Below are 18889 nucleotides of genomic sequence, written 5' to 3' on the forward strand. Positions count from 1 at the left end.
AGGACTTTCGGCCAATCCCGTGACTGATGGCCTCGTGCTATCGTCCAGTTCCTTGGCGCCACTGTCCTGACATTTTTCTGAAACAACCATCAACTTGGTGAGCCGGCGGCCGATAACCCGATCAATCGATTTGCTTCTGCTGTGGAACCCCTCCCCCATGCGCAACAACCAGCCGATCACCCAGCGTGAACGCACCTTCCCCGCCGACCAGCGCCTGATCTCCACCACCGACGCCCGCGGCGTGATCACCTACGCCAACGACGCCTTCACCGCCATCAGCGGCTTCTCCCGCGAGGAACTGGTCGGCGCGCCGCACAACCTGGTGCGCCACCCGGACGTGCCGCCGGCGGTGTTCGCGCACATGTGGACCACCCTGAAGACCGGCCGGCCGTGGATGGGCATCGTCAAGAACCGCTGCCGGAACGGCGATCACTACTGGGTCAACGCCTACGTCACGCCCGTCTACGAACGTGAGCAGATCGTCGGCTACGAGTCGGTGCGGGTGAAACCCAGCGCCGAGCAGGTGCGCCGCGCCGAGGCGCTGTATGCGCGGATCAACGCCGGCAAGCCGGCCATCCCGAGGCGCGACCGCTGGCTGCCGGTGCTGCTGGACTGGCTGCCGTTCATCCTGATCGGCCAGATCGCCTTCCTCATCGGCGTCTGGCTGAACTCCTCCTGGGGCTTCCTGCTCGCCGCCCTGCTCTCGATTCCGCTGGGCCTTGCCGGCCTCGGCTGGCAGCAGCGCGGCATCAAGCGCCTGCTGCGCCTGGCCGAGCAGACCACCTCCGACCCGCTGATCGCGCAGATGTACACCGACAGCCGTGGCGCCCAGGCGCGGCTGGAGATGTCCATCCTCAGCCAGGAGGCGCGCATGAAGACCTGCCTGACCCGCCTGCAGGACACCGCCGAATACCTGACCGAACAGGCGCGCCAGGCCGACGCCCTGGCGCATCACAGCTCCGCCGGGCTGGACCGCCAGCGCCAGGAGACCGAACAGGTGGCCACGGCGGTCAACCAGATGGCCGCCACCACCCAGGAGGTCGCCGACAACGTGCAGCGCACCGCCGACGCCACCCGCCAGGCGAACGACCTGACCACCGAGGGCCGGGAGATCGCCGCGCAGACCCGCGAAGCCATGCAGCGCCTGTCCGACTCCGTCGGCGAGACCGGCGAGGCGGTGAGCCAGCTGGCCCGCGACAGCGAGCAGATCGGCGGCGTGGTGGACGTGATCAAGGGTATCGCCGACCAGACCAACCTGCTGGCCCTCAACGCCGCCATCGAGGCCGCCCGCGCCGGCGAGATGGGCCGGGGCTTCGCCGTGGTGGCCGACGAGGTCCGCTCGCTGGCCCAGCGCACCACCGAGTCCACCGGGCAGATCCACCAGCTGATCGCCAACCTGCAGCACACCGCCAGCGAAACCGTGCGCGCCATGGAAGCCGGCCGCCGCCAGGCCGACGAGGGCGTGGAGCGCGTGCTGCGCGCCGACGACGCGCTGGTGGGCATCAGCGACGCGGTGGCCAACATCGCCGAGATGACCACCCAGATCGCCGCCGCTGCCGAGGAGCAGAGCGCGGTGGCCGAGGAGATCAACCGCAACATCAGCACCATCGCCAACCTCGCCGACCAGACCTCCGGCGAGGCCCAGCGCACCGTCCTGCTCAGCGAGGAACTGACCCAGACCGCGCAGCGCCAGTATTCGCTGGTGGAGCGGTTCAACCGCTGATCGCGCCGGGGATTCGCGCACGGGCCCGTACGGGCGTGCCACGAATCCCCGGGGCCGGGCGTTACAGCGACTCCACGCGCTCCGCGGCCGGCGCGGGCTTGCGCACAAGCAGCCAGTAGCCGGCCGTCAGCAGCGCCAGGAACGGCACGCCGAACACCAGGGTCATGCGGAAGGCGTCGACGAAGGCGGTGGTCAGCAGGATCGCCAGCATGAGCCCCAGCCCCAGCAGCGTCGTCCAGGGGAAACCCCACATGCGGAACGACAGCTGCAACCCGCCGCGGCGCTGGTGGTAGCGGCGGAAGCGGAAGTGGGTGAGGAAGATCATCATCCAGGCGAACAGCGAGCCGAAGATCGAGATGGCCATCATCAGCATGAAGGACTGTTCGGGGAACGCCAGGTTGACCAGGGTCGCCAGGGCGATGCCGGTGCAGGACAGCCCCAGGGCGTTCAGCGGCACCCCGGCACGGCTCAGCCGGCCCATGGCCTTCGGCGCGTGGCCGGCGCGCGACAGGCTGAACATCATCCGCGTGGTGGTGTAGAGCTGGCTGTTCATCGCCGACAGCGCGGCCACCAGGATGACGAAGTTGATCAGCCCGGTGGCGCCGGGAATGCCCACCTGCTGCATGACGCTGACAAAGGGGCTCAGCGCGCCCTGCCCCGCCTGGTTCCAGGGCAGGATGGCGAGGACCAGCGCCAGGGTCAGGATGTAGAACACCAGCAGGCGCACCAGGGTCACGCGGAAGGCGTGCTTCACCGCGCGCTCGGGGTCCTCGGCCTCGCCGGCGGCCACCGCGATCATCTCGATGCTCAGGTAGCTGAAGAGCGCGATGATCACCGCGACCCACACGCCCGACAGCCCCCTGGGCAGGAAGCCGCCATGCGCGACGTAGTGCTGGAAGCCGTACTGCGGATGCGTGCCACCGAACACCAGCCAGGCGCCGAGCAGGATGAAGGCGAGGATGGCGCTGATCTTGATCGCCGAGAAGGCGTACTCGAAGTGGCCGAAGGCCTTGACGCTGATGGCGTTGGTCAGGATCAGCGCCGCGGAGAACAGCAGGATCCACACCCAGCCGGCCACGTCGGGGAACCAGTACTTCATGTACAGCGCGATGGCCGTGACCTCGGTGCCCACCGCCAGGACGATGGACGCCCAGTAGGCGTAGCGCACCAGGAAGCCGGCCAGCGGGCCGACGTAGAACTCGGCGTAGGCGCCGAAGGAGCCGGAGGTGGGATGGGCCACGGTCATCTCCGCCAGGCAGCCCATCAGCAGCAGCGCGATGACCGCGCCGATGGCGTAGCTGAGCAGCACACCCGGGCCGGCGAAGCCGATGGCGAAGCTGCTGCCCATGAAGAGCCCGGTGCCGATGGCGCCACCGATGGCGATCATGCTCATCTGCGCCGAGGTGAGCTGGCGCTTGAGGCCCTGCTCGCGTGCCGCGATGGCGGCGAATCCGGTCTTGTCGTTCATCGTGTGCCTCTGGTCTTGTCGTTATGGAAGGCGTCAGAGCAGTTGCAGCGGGTAGTCGACGATCACCCGCAGTTCGTTGTTGTCGGCGGTGTCGGCGCGGGCCACCTGGGCACTTGAGCGCAGGCTGGCCTGGCGCAGGCGCACCGACAGGTCGCGGGCGGCGCCGGACTGCACCACGTAGCGCAGTTCGATATCCCGCTCCCAGCGTTTGCCGTCGTCGCCGTAGCGTCCGTAGGCGCCGTCGGGCCCACCCTGGTAGTGGCTGTCGTCGATGTGATCGCCGCTGACATAGCGGCTCATGAAGCTCAGCCCGGGCACGCCGAAGGCGGCCATGTCGAGGTCGTAGCGCAGTTGCCAGGAGCGTTCGTTGGGGGCGTTGAAGTCCACCACCTGCACCGCGTTGGCGAGGAAGATCGAGGCGCCCTGCTGGCGGTCGAAGCCCAGGTAGTCGAAGGGCTCGTCGCCGTGCACGCGCTGGTAGGCCAGGGTCAGGGCGTGGGGGCCCTGGCTGTAGCGGGCCGACAGCGACCAGGTGGTGTTGTCGATCTCCCCCGCCAGCCGCCGGCCCTGGTCGCGGGTGCGGTAAAGGTTGAAGTCCAGGTCCAGGGAGCGCCCCTCCCCCAGCTCCAGGCGCTGTCCGGCGCCGGCGTAGTACTGCTGCCAGATGTCGGCGAAGCGCGAGCCATAGAGGGAAAGCCGGGCGCCGTCCGCAGGCGTCCAGTTGAAACCGGCGTAATCCACCCGGCGGGTCTCCACCTGGGCGTAGAAGGCCTTGAGCGCGCCGTCGCCGTTGCTGGAGTTGCCGTCGGTGGCAGCGGTGAAGTGGCCGGCCTCCAGCAGCAGGTCGTCGACCTCCCGGCTGTTCAGGGAAAAGCCCAGGGGCATGGGGGTGAAGAGCCGCGCGTTGCCGGTGCCGAACACCGGGTTCAGCGGCGCCTGGCTGCCGTACTGGAGTTCGCTGCGGGAAAGGCGCAGCTTCAGCGCCGCCCCGGCGTCGGAGAACGCGTCCTCGGGCTCGCCCCGGGAATTCATTGGCAGCAGGTCGGTACCGGTGCGGGCGCGGCTGCTGTCGAGCTTCAGGCCCAGTCTGGCGTAGGCGTCCACGCCGAGGCCGACGGTGCCCCGGGTGTAGCCGGAGCGGTAGTCCAGCTGCATGCCGTGGGCCCACTCCTCGCGGTAGTTCTGGCCGCCCGGATTGTTCAGCAGGTTGCGGTGGAAGTAGAAGTTGCGCTGGGTGAGCAGCAGGTGACTGTCTTCGAGAACACCACCGGCGGCCTCCCCGGCCAGCGAAGGGGGGCTCAGGATGCCGAGCAGCAGCGGGCAGGCCGCCAAGGGGGTCAGCTTCATCGGGTTCAACCTTTTGTTGTCGTTATGGGTCGAAGTGGGGCGCTACCCGGAGGGGTAGCGCCCGGCAGGCCTTGCCGGGGTGGCTCAGGTCACCCGTTTGCGCGCCATGAAGCGCTCCTGGCGCCACTCACCGCTGTCGAGCACCTCGCCGAGGGCTTCCGCGGCGTCCCAGGCGTCGCTGTAGCGGGTGTACAGCGGGGTGAAGCCGAAGCGCATGATGCGCGGCTCGCGGTAGTCGCTGACGACGCCACGCTCGATCAGCGCCTGCACCACCGCGTAGCCCTCGGGGTGCTCGAAGCTGACGTGGCTGCCGCGCCGGGCGTGCTCCAGCGGCGTCAGCAGGGTCAGCGGGTGGGCCGCGCAGCGGGCCTGGACGCGCTCGATGAAGAGGTCGGTGAGGGCCAGGGACTTCCTGCGCAGGGCCTGCATGTCGGTTCTGGCGAAGGTGTCCAGGCCGCATTCGACCAGGGCCAGGGAGGTGATCGGCTGGGTCCCGCAGAGGTAGCGGCCGATGCCCGGTGCCGGCTCGTAGGCCGGTTCCATGCCGAACTGGCGGGCATGTCCCCACCAGCCGGACAGCGGCTGCCAGACCAGCTCGCGCAGGGCCGGCGAGACCCAGACGAAGGCCGGCGAGCCGGGGCCGCCATTGAGGTACTTGTAGGTGCAGCCGATGGCGTAGTCGGCGCCGGCCGCCTTGAGGTCCACCGGGACGGCGCCGACCGAATGGCACAGGTCCCAGATGGCCAACGCGCCGCACTCGTGAACCAGCGCGGTGAGCGCGGCCATGTCGTGCAGGTGGCCGGTCCGGTAGTTCACCTGGGTCAGCAGCACCACCGCGGTGTCGGCGCCGATGGCTGCCGGCAGCTCCTCCGGGCTGTCCACCAGGCGCAGGCTGTAGCCCTGCTGCAGCATGTCGGCCAGGCCCTCGACCATGTAGATGTCGGTGGGGAAGTTGCTGCGTTCGGTGACGATCACCTTGCGCGACGGATCGCGCTGGCCCTGCACGCGCAGGGCCGCCACCAGCACCTTGAACAGGTTGATGGAGGTGGTGTCGGTGATCACCACCTCGTCTTCGCCGGCACCGATCAGGCTCGCCAGCCGGTCGCCCAGGCGCTCCGGCAGCGCGCGCCAGCCAGCGCTGTTCCAGCTGCCGATGAGGCCTTCGCCCCACTCCTGCGCGAGCACCTGGCGGGCCCGTTCCAGCGCGGCCACGGGGCGGGCGCCAAGGGAGTTGCCATCCAGGTAGATCACACCCTCGGGCAGGGCGAATTCGTCGCGCAGCGCGGCCAACGGGTCGCGGGCGTCAAGGGTCAGGCAGTCTTCTCTGGTCGTCATGTCGGCTCCTGGTTCGAGAAGCGACGCAGCGCGGCATGCGCCGGGCTGGCATCGGAATGGGTGAACTTGGGCGGGAGAGCCGTCTCACAGGACGCCGTGGTCGGGCATGACCTCCTCGGCAAGTGAGAAAATCATGCTGCAAAGGCTTGTGCAGTTTCGTGCTATCTTCAGCGCTAAAGCGTCATTCACTCGCAGATAATTTCGTTACTGACGAATAAACAGAAGATTATTCAATTGACCCTCGACAGCACCGACCTGCGCATCCTGCTCTGCCTGCAACAGAACGGCCGCATCAGCAACCAGGAGCTGGCGGAGAAGGTCGCGCTCTCGCCGTCCGCCTGCCTGCGGCGCCTGCGCAACCTGGAGGAACAAGGCATCGTCCGCGGCTACCGCCCGCTGCTGGATGCCGAGCGCCTGGGGATCGAGCTGGAGGCCCTGGTGCATGTCTCCATGCGCCAGGATCAGGAAGGCTGGCACGACCGCTTCGTGCAGCAGGTGCAGGACTGGCCCGAGGTGGTCAGTGCCTACATCGTCACCGGGCACAGCAACTACGTGCTGCGGGTGCAGGCGCGCAACCTCAAGCAGTTCTCCGACTTCATCGTCAACCGCCTGAACCGCGCCAACGGCGTGACCGACATCCGCTCGGAAATCATCCTGCAGACCATCAAGGAAGGCGGCGGCGTGCTCGACCTGCTGGCGGCACGCCGCTAGGCCGGCTCAACCGGCGAGGAAGGCGGCCACGGCGGCTGCGGCGCTGTCCAGGTGCTGCTCGTGGGTCAGCCCGGAGGCCTTCAGCGGCTTGAGGTCGTGGTCGGCGGCGATCAGCCAGTGCACCTGGATGGCCGGCGACAGCAGGTAGTCGGCGACGTGGCCGCGGTCGCCGAGGGCATCGCGCTCGCCCTGCACGATCAGCGTCGGCGTGCGCAGTTCCGCCAGATGCGCCACGCGCGGCTTCTCCGGCTTGCCGGCGGCGTAGAAGGGGTAGCCGAGGCAGACCAGCGCATCGGCGCCCAGTTCATCGGTCAACAGGCTGGCCATGCGCCCGCCCATGGACTTGCCGCCGATGGCCAGCTTGCCAGGCACCTCGGCACGCACCTGCGCATGCACCGCGCGCCAGCACTCCAGCAACTGCTTCTGCGGATTCGGCGGACGCCGGCGGCCGTCCTCCCGGCGCAGCGCCATGTAGGGGAACTCGAAACGCAGCACGGCGATGCCGCGCGCCGCCAGGCGCCGGGCGATGCCGTCCATGAACGGACTGTCCATCGGCGCGCCAGCGCCATGGGCGAGGACCAGCGTAGCCGACAGCTCGGCGCAAGCAGGGTTCCGCAGCAGCGACAAAGCACCGCAGGCGCCCGCGACAGGGGTCTCAGGCGGTAATTGATCGGAATCAATATTCCGGAAAGGGCCTTTATCCATCCTTTGCTCCGCTAATACCTAATTAGTACCTATCCCAAGGGGGAGGGGCGGCATCTGCCGTAAAAAACCTGCCGGGATGGGCCTAGCCCATAACCGTGGATGGAAGCCCATAAATGAGCACAACCAATCAGACCGCTTATAACTATAAGGTGGTCCGCCAGTTCGCCATTATGACAGTGGTCTGGGGGATCGTCGGCATGACCGTCGGTGTCCTGATCGCGGCGCAACTGGTGTGGCCGGAACTCAACCTAGGCTTGCCGTGGACCAGTTTCGGACGCTTGCGTCCGCTGCACACCAACGCCGTGATCTTCGCCTTCGGCGGCTGCGCACTGTTCGCTACCAGCTATTACGCTGTGCAGCGCACCTGCCAGACCCGCCTGTTCTCCGACACCCTCGCTTCCTTCACCTTCTGGGGTTGGCAGCTGGTGATCCTGCTGGCTGCCATCAGCCTGCCGCTGGGCCTGACTTCCTCCAAGGAGTACGCCGAGCTGGAATGGCCGATCGACATCCTGATCACCATCGTCTGGGTCGCCTACGCCGTGGTGTTCTTCGGCACCCTGGTCAAGCGCAAGACCAAGCACATCTATGTGGGCAACTGGTTCTTCGGCGGCTTCATCCTGACCGTGGCCATCCTGCACGTGGTCAACAACATGGAAGTCCCGGTCAGCCTGACCAAGTCCTACTCGCTGTACTCGGGCGCGACCGACGCCATGATCCAGTGGTGGTACGGCCACAACGCCGTGGGCTTCTTCCTGACCGCCGGCTTCCTGGGGATGATGTACTACTTCGTACCCAAGCAGGCCGAGCGTCCGGTGTACTCCTACCGGCTGTCCATCGTGCACTTCTGGGCACTGATCGCCGTGTACATCTGGGCCGGTCCGCACCACCTGCACTACACCGCGCTGCCGGACTGGGCGCAGAGCCTGGGCATGGTGATGTCGCTGATCCTGCTGGCTCCGAGCTGGGGCGGCATGATCAACGGCATGATGACCCTCTCCGGCGCCTGGCATAAGCTGCGCACCGACCCGATCCTGCGCTTCCTGGTGGTCTCCCTGGCCTTCTACGGCATGTCCACCTTCGAAGGCCCGATGATGGCCATCAAGACCGTCAACGCGCTCTCCCACTACACCGACTGGACCATCGGCCACGTACACGCCGGCGCCCTGGGCTGGGTCGCCATGGTTTCCATCGGCTCCCTGTACCACCTGATCCCGAAGGTCTTCGGCCGCGAGCAGATGCACAGCGTCGGCCTGATCAACACCCACTTCTGGCTGGCCACCATCGGCACCGTGCTGTACATCGCCTCCATGTGGGTCAACGGCATCACCCAGGGCCTGATGTGGCGCGCGGTCAACGCCGACGGCACCCTCACCTACTCCTTCGTCGAAGCGCTGGCCGCCGGCCATCCGGGCTTCGTCGTGCGGATGGTGGGCGGCGCGGTGTTCCTGATGGGCATGCTGGTCATGGCCTACAACACCTACCGCACCGTAGCGGCCGCCAAGCCGGCTGAAATGCAAGCCGCGGCGCAGATGGCCTGAGGAGACCGACATGAAACACGAAGTACTCGAGAAAAACGTCGGCCTGCTGGCGCTGTGCATGGCGCTGGCCGTGAGCATCGGCGGCCTGACCCAGATCGTTCCGCTGTTCTTCCAGGACGTCACCAACACCCCGGTGGAAGGCATGAAGCCCTACACCGCCCTGCAACTGGAAGGCCGTGACGTGTACATCCGCGAGGGTTGCGTCGGCTGCCACTCGCAGATGATCCGCCCGTTCCGCGCCGAGACCGAGCGCTACGGCCACTACTCCGTCGCCGGCGAAAGCGTCTGGGACCACCCGTTCCTGTGGGGTTCCAAGCGTACCGGCCCGGACCTGGCCCGCGTCGGCAGCCGCTACTCGGACGACTGGCACCGCGCGCACCTGTACAACCCGCGCAACGTGGTGCCTGAGTCGAAGATGCCCGCCTACCCCTGGCTGGTGGAGAACAAGCTCGACGGCAAGGACACGGCGAAGAAACTGGAAGTGATGCGCACCATGGGCGTGCCCTACACCGACGAAGACATCGCCGGCGCCAGCGACGCCGTCAAAGGGAAGACCGAAATGGACGCGGTGGTCGCGTACCTGCAGGTCCTCGGCACCTCCATCAAGAACAAGCGGTGACAGCATTGGATATCGGGACCATTCGCGGCCTCGGCACCGTCATCGTGATGGTCGCCTTCGTCGGCGTTCTGCTCTGGGCCTACAGCGGCAAGCGCAAGCAGCGTTTCGACGAGGACGCGCTGCTGCCTTTCGCGGATGACCCGGTCGCCAAGCGGCACGCTGAGCAAGAGCAAGCTTCTAGGAGCAACAACGCATGACTACCTTCTGGAGTCTGTACATCACCGTTCTAACACTGGGCACGCTGGTCGCCCTGCTGTGGCTGGTCTTCGCCACCCGCAGCGGACAATCCGCGAACACCACCGACCAGACCATGGGCCATGCCTTCGACGGCATCGAGGAGTATGACAACCCGCTGCCGAAGTGGTGGTTCATGCTGTTCGTCGGCACCATCATCTTCGCCGCCGGCTACCTGGTGCTCTACCCGGGCCTGGGCAACTGGAAAGGCATCCTGCCGGGCTACGACGGCGGCTGGACCCAGGACAAGCAGTGGCAGCGCGAAGAAGACCTGGCCAAGGAAAAATATGGCCCGATCTTCGCCAAATACGCTGCGATGCCCGTGGAAGATGTCGCCAAGGACGCGCAAGCCATGAAGATGGGCGAGCGCCTGTTCGCCACCTACTGCTCCATCTGCCACGGCTCCGACGCCAAGGGTGCGCTCGGCTTCCCGAACCTGACCGACGCCGACTGGCGCTGGGGCGGTGACGCCAAGAGCATCGAGACCACCATCCTCGGCGGCCGCCATGCAGCCATGCCGGCCTGGGGCGAAGTCATCGGCGACGCCGGCGTTCGCGACGTAGCCGCCTTCGTCACCGCCAGGCTGAACGGCCGCAAGCTGCCCGAAGGCGTGACCGAGGAGCAGGTCGACAACGGCAGCAAGGTGTTCGCCACCAACTGCGTCGCCTGCCACGGCCCGGAAGGCAAGGGCAACGTGCTGATGGGCGCGCCGGACCTGACTCATCCGACCGCCTTCATCTACGGCTCGAGCTACGCGCAACTGCAGCAGACCATCCGCTACGGCCACCAGGGCCAGATGCCGGCGCAGGAGCAGTACCTGGGTAAAGACAAGGTGCATATCCTGGCTGCCTACATCTACAACATCTCCGGTCAGTCGAAGTAAGTACACCGCTCTACCACTCGCGCCCTTCACGGGGCGCGAGTTTCCCTCCTCGCGCGACGAAGTGTCGCACCGCACTCCCCCTCTTCCTTCACACCCCCAAAGTTCGCGTCTAAGCTGGTCTCCATTCGCAAACCTGCAAGATCACTAACCTGACCCACTTCCCAGGTTGGTACGGGCGACTCGAAAGGGGCGGAAAACAACGGCCAAAGGCGCTCTGAAGCAGGCATGGAACCGACTTTGGTCCCAGGCCTGGCGCGTTGCATTGCCTACCTGCTTTCTCCATACTTGCCGCCGTTTTTTTGTCCATAAATACTCAAAAACCGTGGAACCTTAGAATGAGCACAGCAATAAGTCCGACTGCTTATAACTATAAGGTCGTCCGCCAGTTCGCCATCATGACGGTGGTCTGGGGGATACTTGGAATGGGGCTCGGTGTTTACATCGCCTCACAGTTGGTTTGGCCCCAACTGAACCTCGACCTCCCCTGGACCAGCTTCGGGCGTTTGCGTCCGCTGCACACCAACCTGGTGATCTTCGCCTTCGGCGGCTGCGCTCTGTTCGCTACCTCCTATTACGTCGTACAACGTACCTGCCAGGCCCGCCTGATTTCTGACACCCTCGCCGCCTTCACCTTCTGGGGTTGGCAAGCCGTGATCGTGCTGGCCGGCATCACCCTGCCGCTGGGCTACACCTCCTCCAAGGAGTACGCCGAGCTGGAATGGCCGATCGACATCCTGCTGGCCATCGTCTGGGTCACCTACGCCGCCGTGTTCTTCGGCACCATCATGAAGCGCAAGACCAAGCACATTTATGTGGGCAACTGGTTCTACGGTGGCTTCATCCTGGTGACCGCCATGCTGCACATCGTCAACAGCATGGAAATCCCGGTAACCGCCTTCAAGTCGTACTCGCTGTACGCCGGCGCGACCGATGCAATGATCCAATGGTGGTACGGCCACAACGCCGTGGGCTTCTTCCTGACCACCGGCTTCCTCGGCATGATGTACTACTTCGTACCCAAGCAGGCGGAGCGTCCGATCTACTCCTATCGCCTGTCCATCGTGCACTTCTGGGCACTGATCACCCTGTACATCTGGGCCGGCCCGCACCACCTGCACTACACCGCGCTGCCGGACTGGGCGCAGAGCCTGGGCATGGTGATGTCCCTGATCCTGCTGGCTCCGAGCTGGGGCGGCATGATCAACGGCATGATGACCCTCTCCGGTGCCTGGCATAAGCTGCGCAACGACCCGATCCTGCGCTTCCTGGTGGTCTCCCTGGCCTTCTACGGCATGTCCACCTTCGAAGGCCCGATGATGGCCATCAAGACCGTCAACTCCCTGTCGCACTACACCGACTGGACCATCGGCCACGTACACGCCGGTGCCCTGGGCTGGGTCGCCATGGTTTCCATCGGCTCCCTGTACCACCTGATCCCGAAGGTCTACGGTCGCGAGCAGATGCACAGCATCGGCCTGATCAACGCCCACTTCTGGCTGGCTACCATCGGTACCGTGCTGTACATCTCCTCGATGTGGGTCAACGGCATCACCCAGGGTCTGATGTGGCGCGCGGTCAACGCCGACGGCACCCTCACCTACTCCTTCGTGGAAGCCCTGCAGGCCAGCCACCCGGGCTTCATCGTCCGCGCGCTGGGCGGTGCCTTCTTCGCCAGCGGCATGCTGCTGATGGCCTACAACACCTTCCGTACCGTGCGCGGTTACAAGCAGGCTGAAGCCGATGCCGCCGCTCAGATTCCCGCTGTAGGAGCCCACTGATGAAGCACGAAATAGTCGAGAAGAATATCGGCCTGCTGGCCTTCTTCATGACCATCGCCGTGAGCATCGGCGGTCTTACCCAGATCGTCCCGCTGTTCTTCCAGGACGTGACCAACACCCCGGTGGAAGGCATGAAGCCGCGCACCGCGCTGGAACTCGAAGGCCGTGACATCTACATCCGCGAAGGCTGCGTCGGCTGCCACTCGCAGATGATCCGTCCGTTCCGCGCCGAGACCGAGCGCTACGGCCACTACTCCGTCGCCGGCGAAAGCGTCTGGGATCACCCGTTCCTGTGGGGTTCCAAGCGTACCGGCCCGGACCTGGCCCGCGTCGGCGGCCGCTACTCGGACGACTGGCACCGCGCGCACCTGTACAACCCGCGCAACGTGGTGCCTGAGTCGAAGATGCCGTCCTACCCCTGGCTGGTGGAGAACAAGCTCGACGGCAAGGACACGGCGAAGAAGATGGAAGCCCTGCGTACCCTGGGCGTGCCCTACACCGACGATGACATCGCCGGTGCCCGTGATGCCGTCAAAGGCAAGACCGAGATGGACGCTGTCGTCGCCTACCTGCAAGGCCTCGGCACCATCATCAAGAGCAAACGGTGACGGTGATGGATATCGGGACAATTCGCGGCATTGGCACCGTCATCGTGATGGTCGCCTTCGTCGGCGTTCTGCTCTGGGCCTACAGCGGCAAGCGCAAGCAGCGTTTCGACGAGGACGCGCTGCTACCTTTCGCGGATGACCCGGTCGCCAAAAAGCACGTCGAGCAAGAGCAAGCTTCTAGGAGCAACAAAGAATGACAACCTTCTGGAGTCTGTACGTCACCGTACTTTCCCTGGGCACCATCATCGCCCTGACGTGGCTGCTGTTCGCAACCCGTCGCGGCCAGCGTAGCGAAGCCACCGAAGAAACCGTCGGCCACTCCTTCGATGGCATCGAGGAGTACGACAACCCGCTGCCGAAGTGGTGGTTCATGATGTTCGTGGGCACCCTCGTCTTCGCCGTGGGCTACCTGCTCCTCTACCCGGGCCTGGGTAACTGGAAAGGCATCCTGCCGGGTTACCAGGACAAGGCCGAGTTCGCCGACAGCCAGGCTGGCTGGACCGGCGTGCACCAGTGGGAAAAGGAAATGGCCAAGGCGGACGAGAAGTACGGTCCGATCTTCGCCAAGTTCGGCGCCATGCCGATCGAGGAAGTGGCCAAGGACGAGCAGGCCCTGAAAATGGGTAACCGCCTGTTCGCCTCCAACTGCTCGGTCTGCCACGGCTCCGACGCCAAGGGCGCCTATGGCTTCCCGAACCTGACCGACGCCGACTGGCGCTGGGGTGGCGAGCCGAAGGACATCATCGCCACCATCGAAGGCGGTCGCCACGCGGCCATGCCGGCCTGGGGCGATGTCATCGGCGACGCCGGCGTTCACGACGTGGCCGCCTTCGTCACCACCAAGCTGAACGGCCGCAAACTGCCCGAAGGCGTGTCGGACGAACAGGTCGCCAACGGCCAGAAGATCTTCCAGACCAACTGCGTGGCTTGCCACGGTCCGGAAGGCAAGGGTACTGCCGCCATGGGCGCGCCGAACCTGACCCACCCGGCTGCCTTCATCTATGGCTCGAGCTTCGCCCAGCTGCAGCAGACCATCCGCTACGGCCACCAGGGCCAGATGCCGGCCCAACTGGAGCGTCTGGGCAAGGACCAGGTCCATCTGCTGGCTGCCTACGTGTACAGCTTGTCCCATGGTGAAGGTGAGAAGAGCGCCGAATAAGCCTCCTCTCCCCTGCTCCACAAGCGACACCTCAGCGGCGCCGGTTCCCACACCGGCGCCGCTCTATTTCTGGGGCCATAATTCATTACGCGACCAACTGTCGCACCGTTGTCCCACCCTCCACGCCGTATCATTATTAGCCGTGCAAGCATATTTCTGACCCTGCTCGGCATGTATCGACAGGGCGCCCTCCCGCTGCCGTGGAATGCACTGATGAGCCAAAAGATTCCTGTCCAAGACGTCACCCCGCCCGCCAAGGGCAAGGCTGACAACGTCGACCTCTATGCCTCTCGGGAAAAGATCTACACCCGAGCCTTCACCGGATTCTTCCGGAACCTCCGCATGGCCGGAGGCGCACTCCTCTTCCTCCTCTACTTCGGCACCGTATGGCTGACCTGGAACGGTCGCCAGGCGGTTCTCTGGGACCTGCCCGAGCGCAAGTTCTACATCTTCGGCGCGACCTTCTGGCCGCAGGACTTCATCCTCCTCTCCGGCCTGCTGATCATCTGTGCCTTCGGCCTGTTCTTCATCACCGTGTTCGCCGGCCGCGTCTGGTGCGGCTACACCTGCCCGCAGAGTGTGTGGACCTGGATCTTCATGTGGTGCGAAAAAGTCACCGAGGGTGACCGCAACCAGCGCATGAAGCTCGACAAGGCGCCGATGAGCGGCAACAAGCTGACGCGCAAGGTCGCCAAGCACGGCCTGTGGCTGCTGATCGGTCTGGTCACCGGCCTGACCTTCGTCGGCTACTTCGCCTCCATGCGCGAGCTGCTGCCGGACCTGGTGACCGGCCAGGCCGACGGCTGGGCCTACTTCTGGGTCGGCTTCTTCACCCTCGCCACCTACGGTAACGCCGGCTGGCTGCGCGAGCAGGTGTGCATCTACATGTGCCCCTACGCGCGCTTCCAGAGCGTGATGTTCGACAAGGACACCCTGATCGTCTCCTACGACCCGCGCCGCGGCGAAACCCGTGGCCCGCGCAAGAAGACCGTGGACTACAAGGCCCAGGGCCTGGGCGATTGCATCGACTGCACCATGTGCGTACAGGTCTGCCCGACCGGCATCGACATCCGCGACGGCCTGCAGATCGAATGCATCGGCTGCGCCGCGTGCATCGACGCCTGCGACAGCATCATGGACAAGATGAACTACCCGCGCGGGCTGATCAGCTACACCACCGAACACAACCTGTCCGGGCAGAAGACCCATCTGGTGCGCCCGCGCCTGATCGGCTACGCCATCGCCCTGTGCGTGATGATCAGCCTGCTGATCACCGCCGTGGTGATCCGCCCGCTGGTGGGTTTCGACGTCAGCAAGGACCGCGTGCTCTACCGCGAGAACGCCGAAGGCCGGATCGAGAACGTGTACAGCCTGAAGATCATGAACAAGGATCAGCGCGAACACACCTTCGTGCTCGGCGCCAAGGGCCTGGAAGGCCTGGTCCTGCAAGGCAAGAAGGAAGTCACGGTGGCCGCCGGCGACATCCTCAACATGTCGATGGAGCTCTCCATCGATCCGGAGAAGCTGCCCTCCACCACCAACGAGATCAGCTTCACCATCCAGTCGGTGGACAATCCGTCCATCAGCAAGGAAGCCTCCAGCCGCTTCATCGGCCCGCGCGTCCAGTGAGCCGAAGCTGAACGAACTGGCACCCCATGTCGCACATGGGGTGCCAGTACCGTCCGAAGCACGTAGAATCCGCCCGCCCCTCAACGGGTGCATCGTGCCCCGCGCGGGCAATTCCAGCGAGAGATATGACAATGCAATCGGCCATGAAAACGCCCGTGCAACCCTGGTACAAGCACCTCTGGCCGTGGATCATCATCGGCATGCTGGCCACGTCCGTGTTCCTCAGCCTGGTGATGGTCAGGATCGCGGTGGACAACCAGGACTCCCTGGTCAGCGACAACTATTACGAGGCCGGCAAGGGCATCAACCGCTCGCTGGACCGCGAACACCTGGCGCAACAGCTCAAGCTGCAGGCCAAGATCAGCTTCGACGAGCTGACCGGGCAGATCGACCTGCGCCTCTCCGGCGGCAGCCGCCCGGACAAGGTCACCCTCAACCTGCTCTCCCCCACCCTGGAAAGCCAGGACAAGCACATCGAACTGCTGCCCAGCCCGGCCGAGCCGGGTCGCTATACCGGCAGCCTCGACGCCGCCGTCAAGGGGCGCCGCTTCGTCGAGCTGCTCGGCCAGGAAAACGGCCAGGCCTGGCGCCTGTTCGAAGAAGAGAAAGTCACCCCCGGCGGTTCGTTCGACCTTGGCGACGAGCCCCTCAAGGGAGACGAAGCCGAGCGCCCATGAGCGCCCCGCTGCCCTGCTACCACTGCGCCCTGCCGGTTCCGTCCGGCAGCCGTTTCACGGCGCAGGTCCTTGGTGAAACCCGCGAATTCTGCTGCCCGGGCTGCCAGGCCGTGGCCGAAGCCATCGTCGCCGGCGGCCTGGAAGGCTACTATCGCCACCGCACCGAGGCAGCCCCCAACCCCGACGTACTGCCCGAGCAGCTCACCGACGAGCTGAAGCTGTTCGACCGCCCCGACGTGCAGCAACCCTTCGTCCAGCACCAGGGCGAGCTGGCGGAAACCACCCTGCTCATGGAAGGCATCAGCTGCGCCGCCTGCGGCTGGCTGATCGAGAAGCACCTCAAGGGCCTGCCCGCGGTCGCCGAGGCCGGTCTCAACCTGTCCAACCACCGCCTGCACGTGCGCTGGTCCGACAGCCAGATGCCCCTGAGCGCACTGCTCGCCGAACTGCGCAAGATCGGCTACGCCGCCCACCCCTACCAGCCCGATCGCGCCGCCGAGCAGTTGCACCAGGAAAACCGCCGCTCCCTGCGCCAGCTGGGCGTCGCCGGCCTGCTGTGGTTCCAGGCGATGATGGCGACCATGGCCACCTGGCCGGAATTCAACATCGACCTCAGCCCCGAGCTGCACGTCATCCTGCGCTGGGTGGCGATGTTCCTCACCACGCCGATCGTCTTCTATTCCTGCCAGCCGTTCTTCCGCGGCGCCCTGCGCGACCTGCGCACCCGCCACCTGACCATGGACGTCTCGGTCTCGCTGGCCATCGGCGGCGCCTACCTCGCCGGCATCTGGACCGCCATCACCGGCAGCGGCGACCTGTATTTCGACGCCGTCGGCATGTTCGCCCTGTTCCTGCTCACCGGCCGCTACCTGGAGCGCCGCGCCCGCGAGCGGACCGCCGCCGCCACCGCGCAACTGGTCAACCTGCTGCCCGCCTCCTGCCTGCGCCTGGACGAGCAGGGCCAGAGCCGCCGCGTGCTGCTCAGCGAACTGAACGTCGGCGACCGCGTGCTGGTGCAGCCCGGTGCGGTGATTCCCGCCGACGGCCTGATCCTCGACGGCCAGTCCAGCGTCGACGAATCCCTGCTCACCGGCGAATACCTGCCGCAGCCGCGCCAGATCGGCGACAGCGTCACCGGCGGCACGCTGAACGTCGAAGGCCCGCTGACCGTGCAGGTCAGGGCCCTGGGCGGCGACAGCCGGCTGTCCGCCATCGTCCGCCTGCTGGAGCGCGCCCAGTCGGACAAGCCACGCCTGGCCGAGCTCGCCGACAGGGCCGCGCAATGGTTCCTGGTCGTCCTGCTGGTGCTGGCCGCGCTGGTCGGCCTGTTCTGGTGGCAGCACGACGCATCCCGGGCCTTCTGGGTGGTCCTGGCGATGCTGGTGGCGACCTGCCCCTGCGCGCTCTCCCTGGCCACGCCCACCGCGCTCACCGCCGCCACCGGCACGCTGCACAAGCTCGGCCTGCTGCTTACCCGCGGCCACGTGCTGGAAGGCCTGAACCACATCGACACGGTGATCTTCGACAAGACCGGCACCCTCACCGAAGGCCGCCTGACCCTGCGCGCCGTTCGCCCGCTGGGCGACCTCGACCACGATGCCTGCCTGGCCCTGGCCGCCGCGCTGGAAAACCGCTCGGAACACCCCATCGCCCGCGCCTTCGGCCGCGCGCCGCAGCCCGCCGAGGGCGTCGAGAGCCATCCCGGCCTGGGCCTGGAAGGTCAGGTCGGCGAGCACCGCCTGCGCATCGGCGAGCCGTCCTTCGTCTGCGCCCTGAGCCGGACCGAAGCGCCCGCCCATCCGCAGGAGCCCGGCCAGTGGCTGCTGCTGGGCGACGAACGCGGCGCGCTGGCCTGGCTGGTGCTGGACGACCGCATCCGCGAAGACGCCCCCGCCCTCCTCGACGCCTGCCGCGCCCGTGGCTGGCGCACCCTGCTGCTGTCCGGCGACAGCTCGCCGATGGTCGGCCGCGTCGCCGCCGAACTGGGTATCGACGACTGCCGGGGCAGCCTGCGCCCGGATGACAAGCTGGAAGTCCTGCGCCAGCTGCACCAGGAAGGCCGCCGCGTGCTGATGCTCGGCGACGGCGTGAACGACGTGCCGGTGCTGGCCGCCGCCGACATCAGCGTCGCCATGGGCTCGGCCACCGACCTGGCCAAGACCAGCGCCGACGCCGTGCTGCTGTCCAATCGCCTGGACAGCCTGGTGCAGGCCTTCGGCCTGGCGCGGCGCACCCGCCGGGTGATCATCGAGAACCTGGTCTGGGCGGGGTTGTACAATGGCCTCATGTTGCCCTTCGCCGCCCTCGGCTGGATCACGCCCGTCTGGGCGGCGGTGGGCATGTCGATCAGCTCGCTGACCGTGGTGCTCAACGCCCTGCGCCTGACCCGGCTGCCCAGGGCCGTCGACACCGCCCCAGCGACCACCGCGCGCCCCGCCGCCCTGCAGGCCGGTCAGGCGCTGCCACGGAGTTGAA

General features: G+C 66.2%; 17 protein-coding genes. 13 read left to right on the forward strand and 4 right to left on the reverse strand.

Annotated features, from left to right (window positions below; all coding sequences use genetic code 11):
• The first annotated feature begins 157 nt into the window (after nt 1–157).
• The gene (gene aer / locus AC3B6A_RS16975; RefSeq protein WP_488398377.1) at nt 158–1723 is read left to right on the forward strand and encodes a methyl-accepting chemotaxis protein Aer; all 1566 of its coding nucleotides are present in this window, start codon (nt 158–160) and stop codon (nt 1721–1723) included.
• A 61-nt stretch (nt 1724–1784) separates the two neighbouring features.
• Here the strand turns inward: aer and AC3B6A_RS16980 are convergent, their stop codons facing one another.
• The 3 genes from AC3B6A_RS16980 to kynU form a co-directional block, all read right to left on the reverse strand.
• Nucleotides 1785–3191, reverse strand: coding sequence for an amino acid permease (locus tag AC3B6A_RS16980; protein WP_488398378.1), 1407 nt, complete (start codon nt 3189–3191; stop codon nt 1785–1787).
• A 33-nt stretch (nt 3192–3224) separates the two neighbouring features.
• Entirely contained in the window at nt 3225–4538 is a 1314-nt protein-coding gene (locus AC3B6A_RS16985) for an OprD family porin (RefSeq protein ID WP_488398379.1), read from the reverse strand.
• An 84-nt stretch (nt 4539–4622) separates the two neighbouring features.
• Nucleotides 4623–5873 (reverse strand): kynureninase, encoded by a 1251-nt coding sequence (gene kynU, locus AC3B6A_RS16990; protein WP_488398380.1) that lies wholly within the window; start codon nt 5871–5873, stop codon nt 4623–4625.
• 234 nt (nt 5874–6107) lie between these two features.
• Between kynU and AC3B6A_RS16995 the strand changes: the two genes are divergently transcribed.
• The gene (locus AC3B6A_RS16995) at nt 6108–6584 is read left to right on the forward strand and encodes an Lrp/AsnC family transcriptional regulator (RefSeq protein ID WP_488398381.1); all 477 of its coding nucleotides are present in this window, start codon (nt 6108–6110) and stop codon (nt 6582–6584) included.
• Nucleotides 6585–6590: 6 nt separating this feature from the next.
• Here AC3B6A_RS16995 and AC3B6A_RS17000 read toward each other — a convergent pair whose 3' ends face one another.
• Entirely contained in the window at nt 6591–7289 is a 699-nt protein-coding gene (locus tag AC3B6A_RS17000; protein ID WP_488398382.1) for an alpha/beta family hydrolase, read from the reverse strand.
• 113 nt (nt 7290–7402) lie between these two features.
• On the opposite strand from AC3B6A_RS17000, the gene ccoN (AC3B6A_RS17005) reads away from it, so the two are divergent.
• From ccoN (AC3B6A_RS17005) to AC3B6A_RS17055, 11 genes are all read left to right on the forward strand, one after another.
• Nucleotides 7403–8827 carry a cytochrome-c oxidase, cbb3-type subunit I gene (gene ccoN, locus AC3B6A_RS17005; RefSeq protein WP_488398383.1) on the forward strand — a complete coding sequence of 475 codons (1425 nt, stop codon included), beginning with the start codon at nt 7403–7405 and terminating at the stop codon, nt 8825–8827.
• A 10-nt stretch (nt 8828–8837) separates the two neighbouring features.
• Nucleotides 8838–9446: a cytochrome-c oxidase, cbb3-type subunit II gene (ccoO, locus tag AC3B6A_RS17010; protein ID WP_488398384.1), complete on the forward strand. Its 609-nt coding sequence runs from the start codon at nt 8838–8840 to the stop codon at nt 9444–9446.
• 5 nt (nt 9447–9451) lie between these two features.
• Entirely contained in the window at nt 9452–9643 is a 192-nt protein-coding gene (locus tag AC3B6A_RS17015) for a cbb3-type cytochrome oxidase subunit 3 (RefSeq protein WP_152228188.1), read from the forward strand.
• The gene (gene ccoP / locus AC3B6A_RS17020; RefSeq protein WP_488398385.1) at nt 9640–10563 is read left to right on the forward strand and encodes a cytochrome-c oxidase, cbb3-type subunit III; all 924 of its coding nucleotides are present in this window, start codon (nt 9640–9642) and stop codon (nt 10561–10563) included. The genes AC3B6A_RS17015 and ccoP (AC3B6A_RS17020) overlap by 4 nt, the downstream gene beginning before the upstream one ends.
• Nucleotides 10564–10898: 335 nt before the next feature.
• Complete coding sequence (gene ccoN / locus AC3B6A_RS17025; RefSeq protein ID WP_488398386.1) at nt 10899–12341, forward strand: cytochrome-c oxidase, cbb3-type subunit I; 1443 nt, start codon at nt 10899–10901, stop codon at nt 12339–12341.
• On the forward strand, nt 12341–12949 hold the full coding sequence (ccoO, locus tag AC3B6A_RS17030; RefSeq protein WP_488398387.1) for a cytochrome-c oxidase, cbb3-type subunit II: 609 nt from the start codon (nt 12341–12343) through the stop codon (nt 12947–12949). Before ccoN (AC3B6A_RS17025) ends, ccoO (AC3B6A_RS17030) begins: the two co-directional genes overlap by 1 nt.
• Nucleotides 12950–12954: 5 nt before the next feature.
• Nucleotides 12955–13146 carry a cbb3-type cytochrome oxidase subunit 3 gene (locus AC3B6A_RS17035; RefSeq protein WP_488403624.1) on the forward strand — a complete coding sequence of 64 codons (192 nt, stop codon included), beginning with the start codon at nt 12955–12957 and terminating at the stop codon, nt 13144–13146.
• Nucleotides 13143–14108: a cytochrome-c oxidase, cbb3-type subunit III gene (gene ccoP, locus AC3B6A_RS17040; RefSeq protein ID WP_488398388.1), complete on the forward strand. Its 966-nt coding sequence runs from the start codon at nt 13143–13145 to the stop codon at nt 14106–14108. The genes AC3B6A_RS17035 and ccoP (AC3B6A_RS17040) overlap by 4 nt, the downstream gene beginning before the upstream one ends.
• Nucleotides 14109–14321: 213 nt before the next feature.
• Nucleotides 14322–15737, forward strand: a complete 1416-nt coding sequence (gene ccoG, locus AC3B6A_RS17045) for a cytochrome c oxidase accessory protein CcoG (RefSeq protein WP_488398389.1) — start codon at nt 14322–14324, stop codon at nt 15735–15737.
• A 131-nt stretch (nt 15738–15868) separates the two neighbouring features.
• Nucleotides 15869–16414: a FixH family protein gene (locus AC3B6A_RS17050; protein ID WP_488403626.1), complete on the forward strand. Its 546-nt coding sequence runs from the start codon at nt 15869–15871 to the stop codon at nt 16412–16414.
• Nucleotides 16411–18888 carry a heavy metal translocating P-type ATPase gene (locus AC3B6A_RS17055; protein ID WP_488398390.1) on the forward strand — a complete coding sequence of 826 codons (2478 nt, stop codon included), beginning with the start codon at nt 16411–16413 and terminating at the stop codon, nt 18886–18888. The genes AC3B6A_RS17050 and AC3B6A_RS17055 overlap by 4 nt, the downstream gene beginning before the upstream one ends.
• Nucleotide 18889 lies beyond the last annotated feature (1 nt).

The sequence above is a fragment of the Pseudomonas sp. B12(2026) genome, from assembly GCF_057767015.1.

Coding starts and splice junctions, on each gene's coding strand:
- aer (WP_488398377.1), top strand. CDS start 158: ATGCGCAACAACCAGCCGATCACCCAGCGTGAACGCACCTTCCCCGCC.
- AC3B6A_RS16980 (WP_488398378.1), bottom strand. CDS start 3,191: ATGAACGACAAGACCGGATTCGCCGCCATCGCGGCACGCGAGCAGGGC.
- AC3B6A_RS16985 (WP_488398379.1), bottom strand. CDS start 4,538: ATGAAGCTGACCCCCTTGGCGGCCTGCCCGCTGCTGCTCGGCATCCTG.
- kynU (WP_488398380.1), bottom strand. CDS start 5,873: ATGACGACCAGAGAAGACTGCCTGACCCTTGACGCCCGCGACCCGTTG.
- AC3B6A_RS17000 (WP_488398382.1), bottom strand. CDS start 7,289: ATGGATAAAGGCCCTTTCCGGAATATTGATTCCGATCAATTACCGCCT.
- ccoN (WP_488398383.1), top strand. CDS start 7,403: ATGAGCACAACCAATCAGACCGCTTATAACTATAAGGTGGTCCGCCAG.
- ccoO (WP_488398384.1), top strand. CDS start 8,838: ATGAAACACGAAGTACTCGAGAAAAACGTCGGCCTGCTGGCGCTGTGC.
- ccoP (WP_488398385.1), top strand. CDS start 9,640: ATGACTACCTTCTGGAGTCTGTACATCACCGTTCTAACACTGGGCACG.
- ccoN (WP_488398386.1), top strand. CDS start 10,899: ATGAGCACAGCAATAAGTCCGACTGCTTATAACTATAAGGTCGTCCGC.
- ccoO (WP_488398387.1), top strand. CDS start 12,341: ATGAAGCACGAAATAGTCGAGAAGAATATCGGCCTGCTGGCCTTCTTC.
- AC3B6A_RS17035 (WP_488403624.1), top strand. CDS start 12,955: ATGGATATCGGGACAATTCGCGGCATTGGCACCGTCATCGTGATGGTC.
- ccoP (WP_488398388.1), top strand. CDS start 13,143: ATGACAACCTTCTGGAGTCTGTACGTCACCGTACTTTCCCTGGGCACC.
- ccoG (WP_488398389.1), top strand. CDS start 14,322: ATGAGCCAAAAGATTCCTGTCCAAGACGTCACCCCGCCCGCCAAGGGC.
- AC3B6A_RS17050 (WP_488403626.1), top strand. CDS start 15,869: ATGCAATCGGCCATGAAAACGCCCGTGCAACCCTGGTACAAGCACCTC.
- AC3B6A_RS17055 (WP_488398390.1), top strand. CDS start 16,411: ATGAGCGCCCCGCTGCCCTGCTACCACTGCGCCCTGCCGGTTCCGTCC.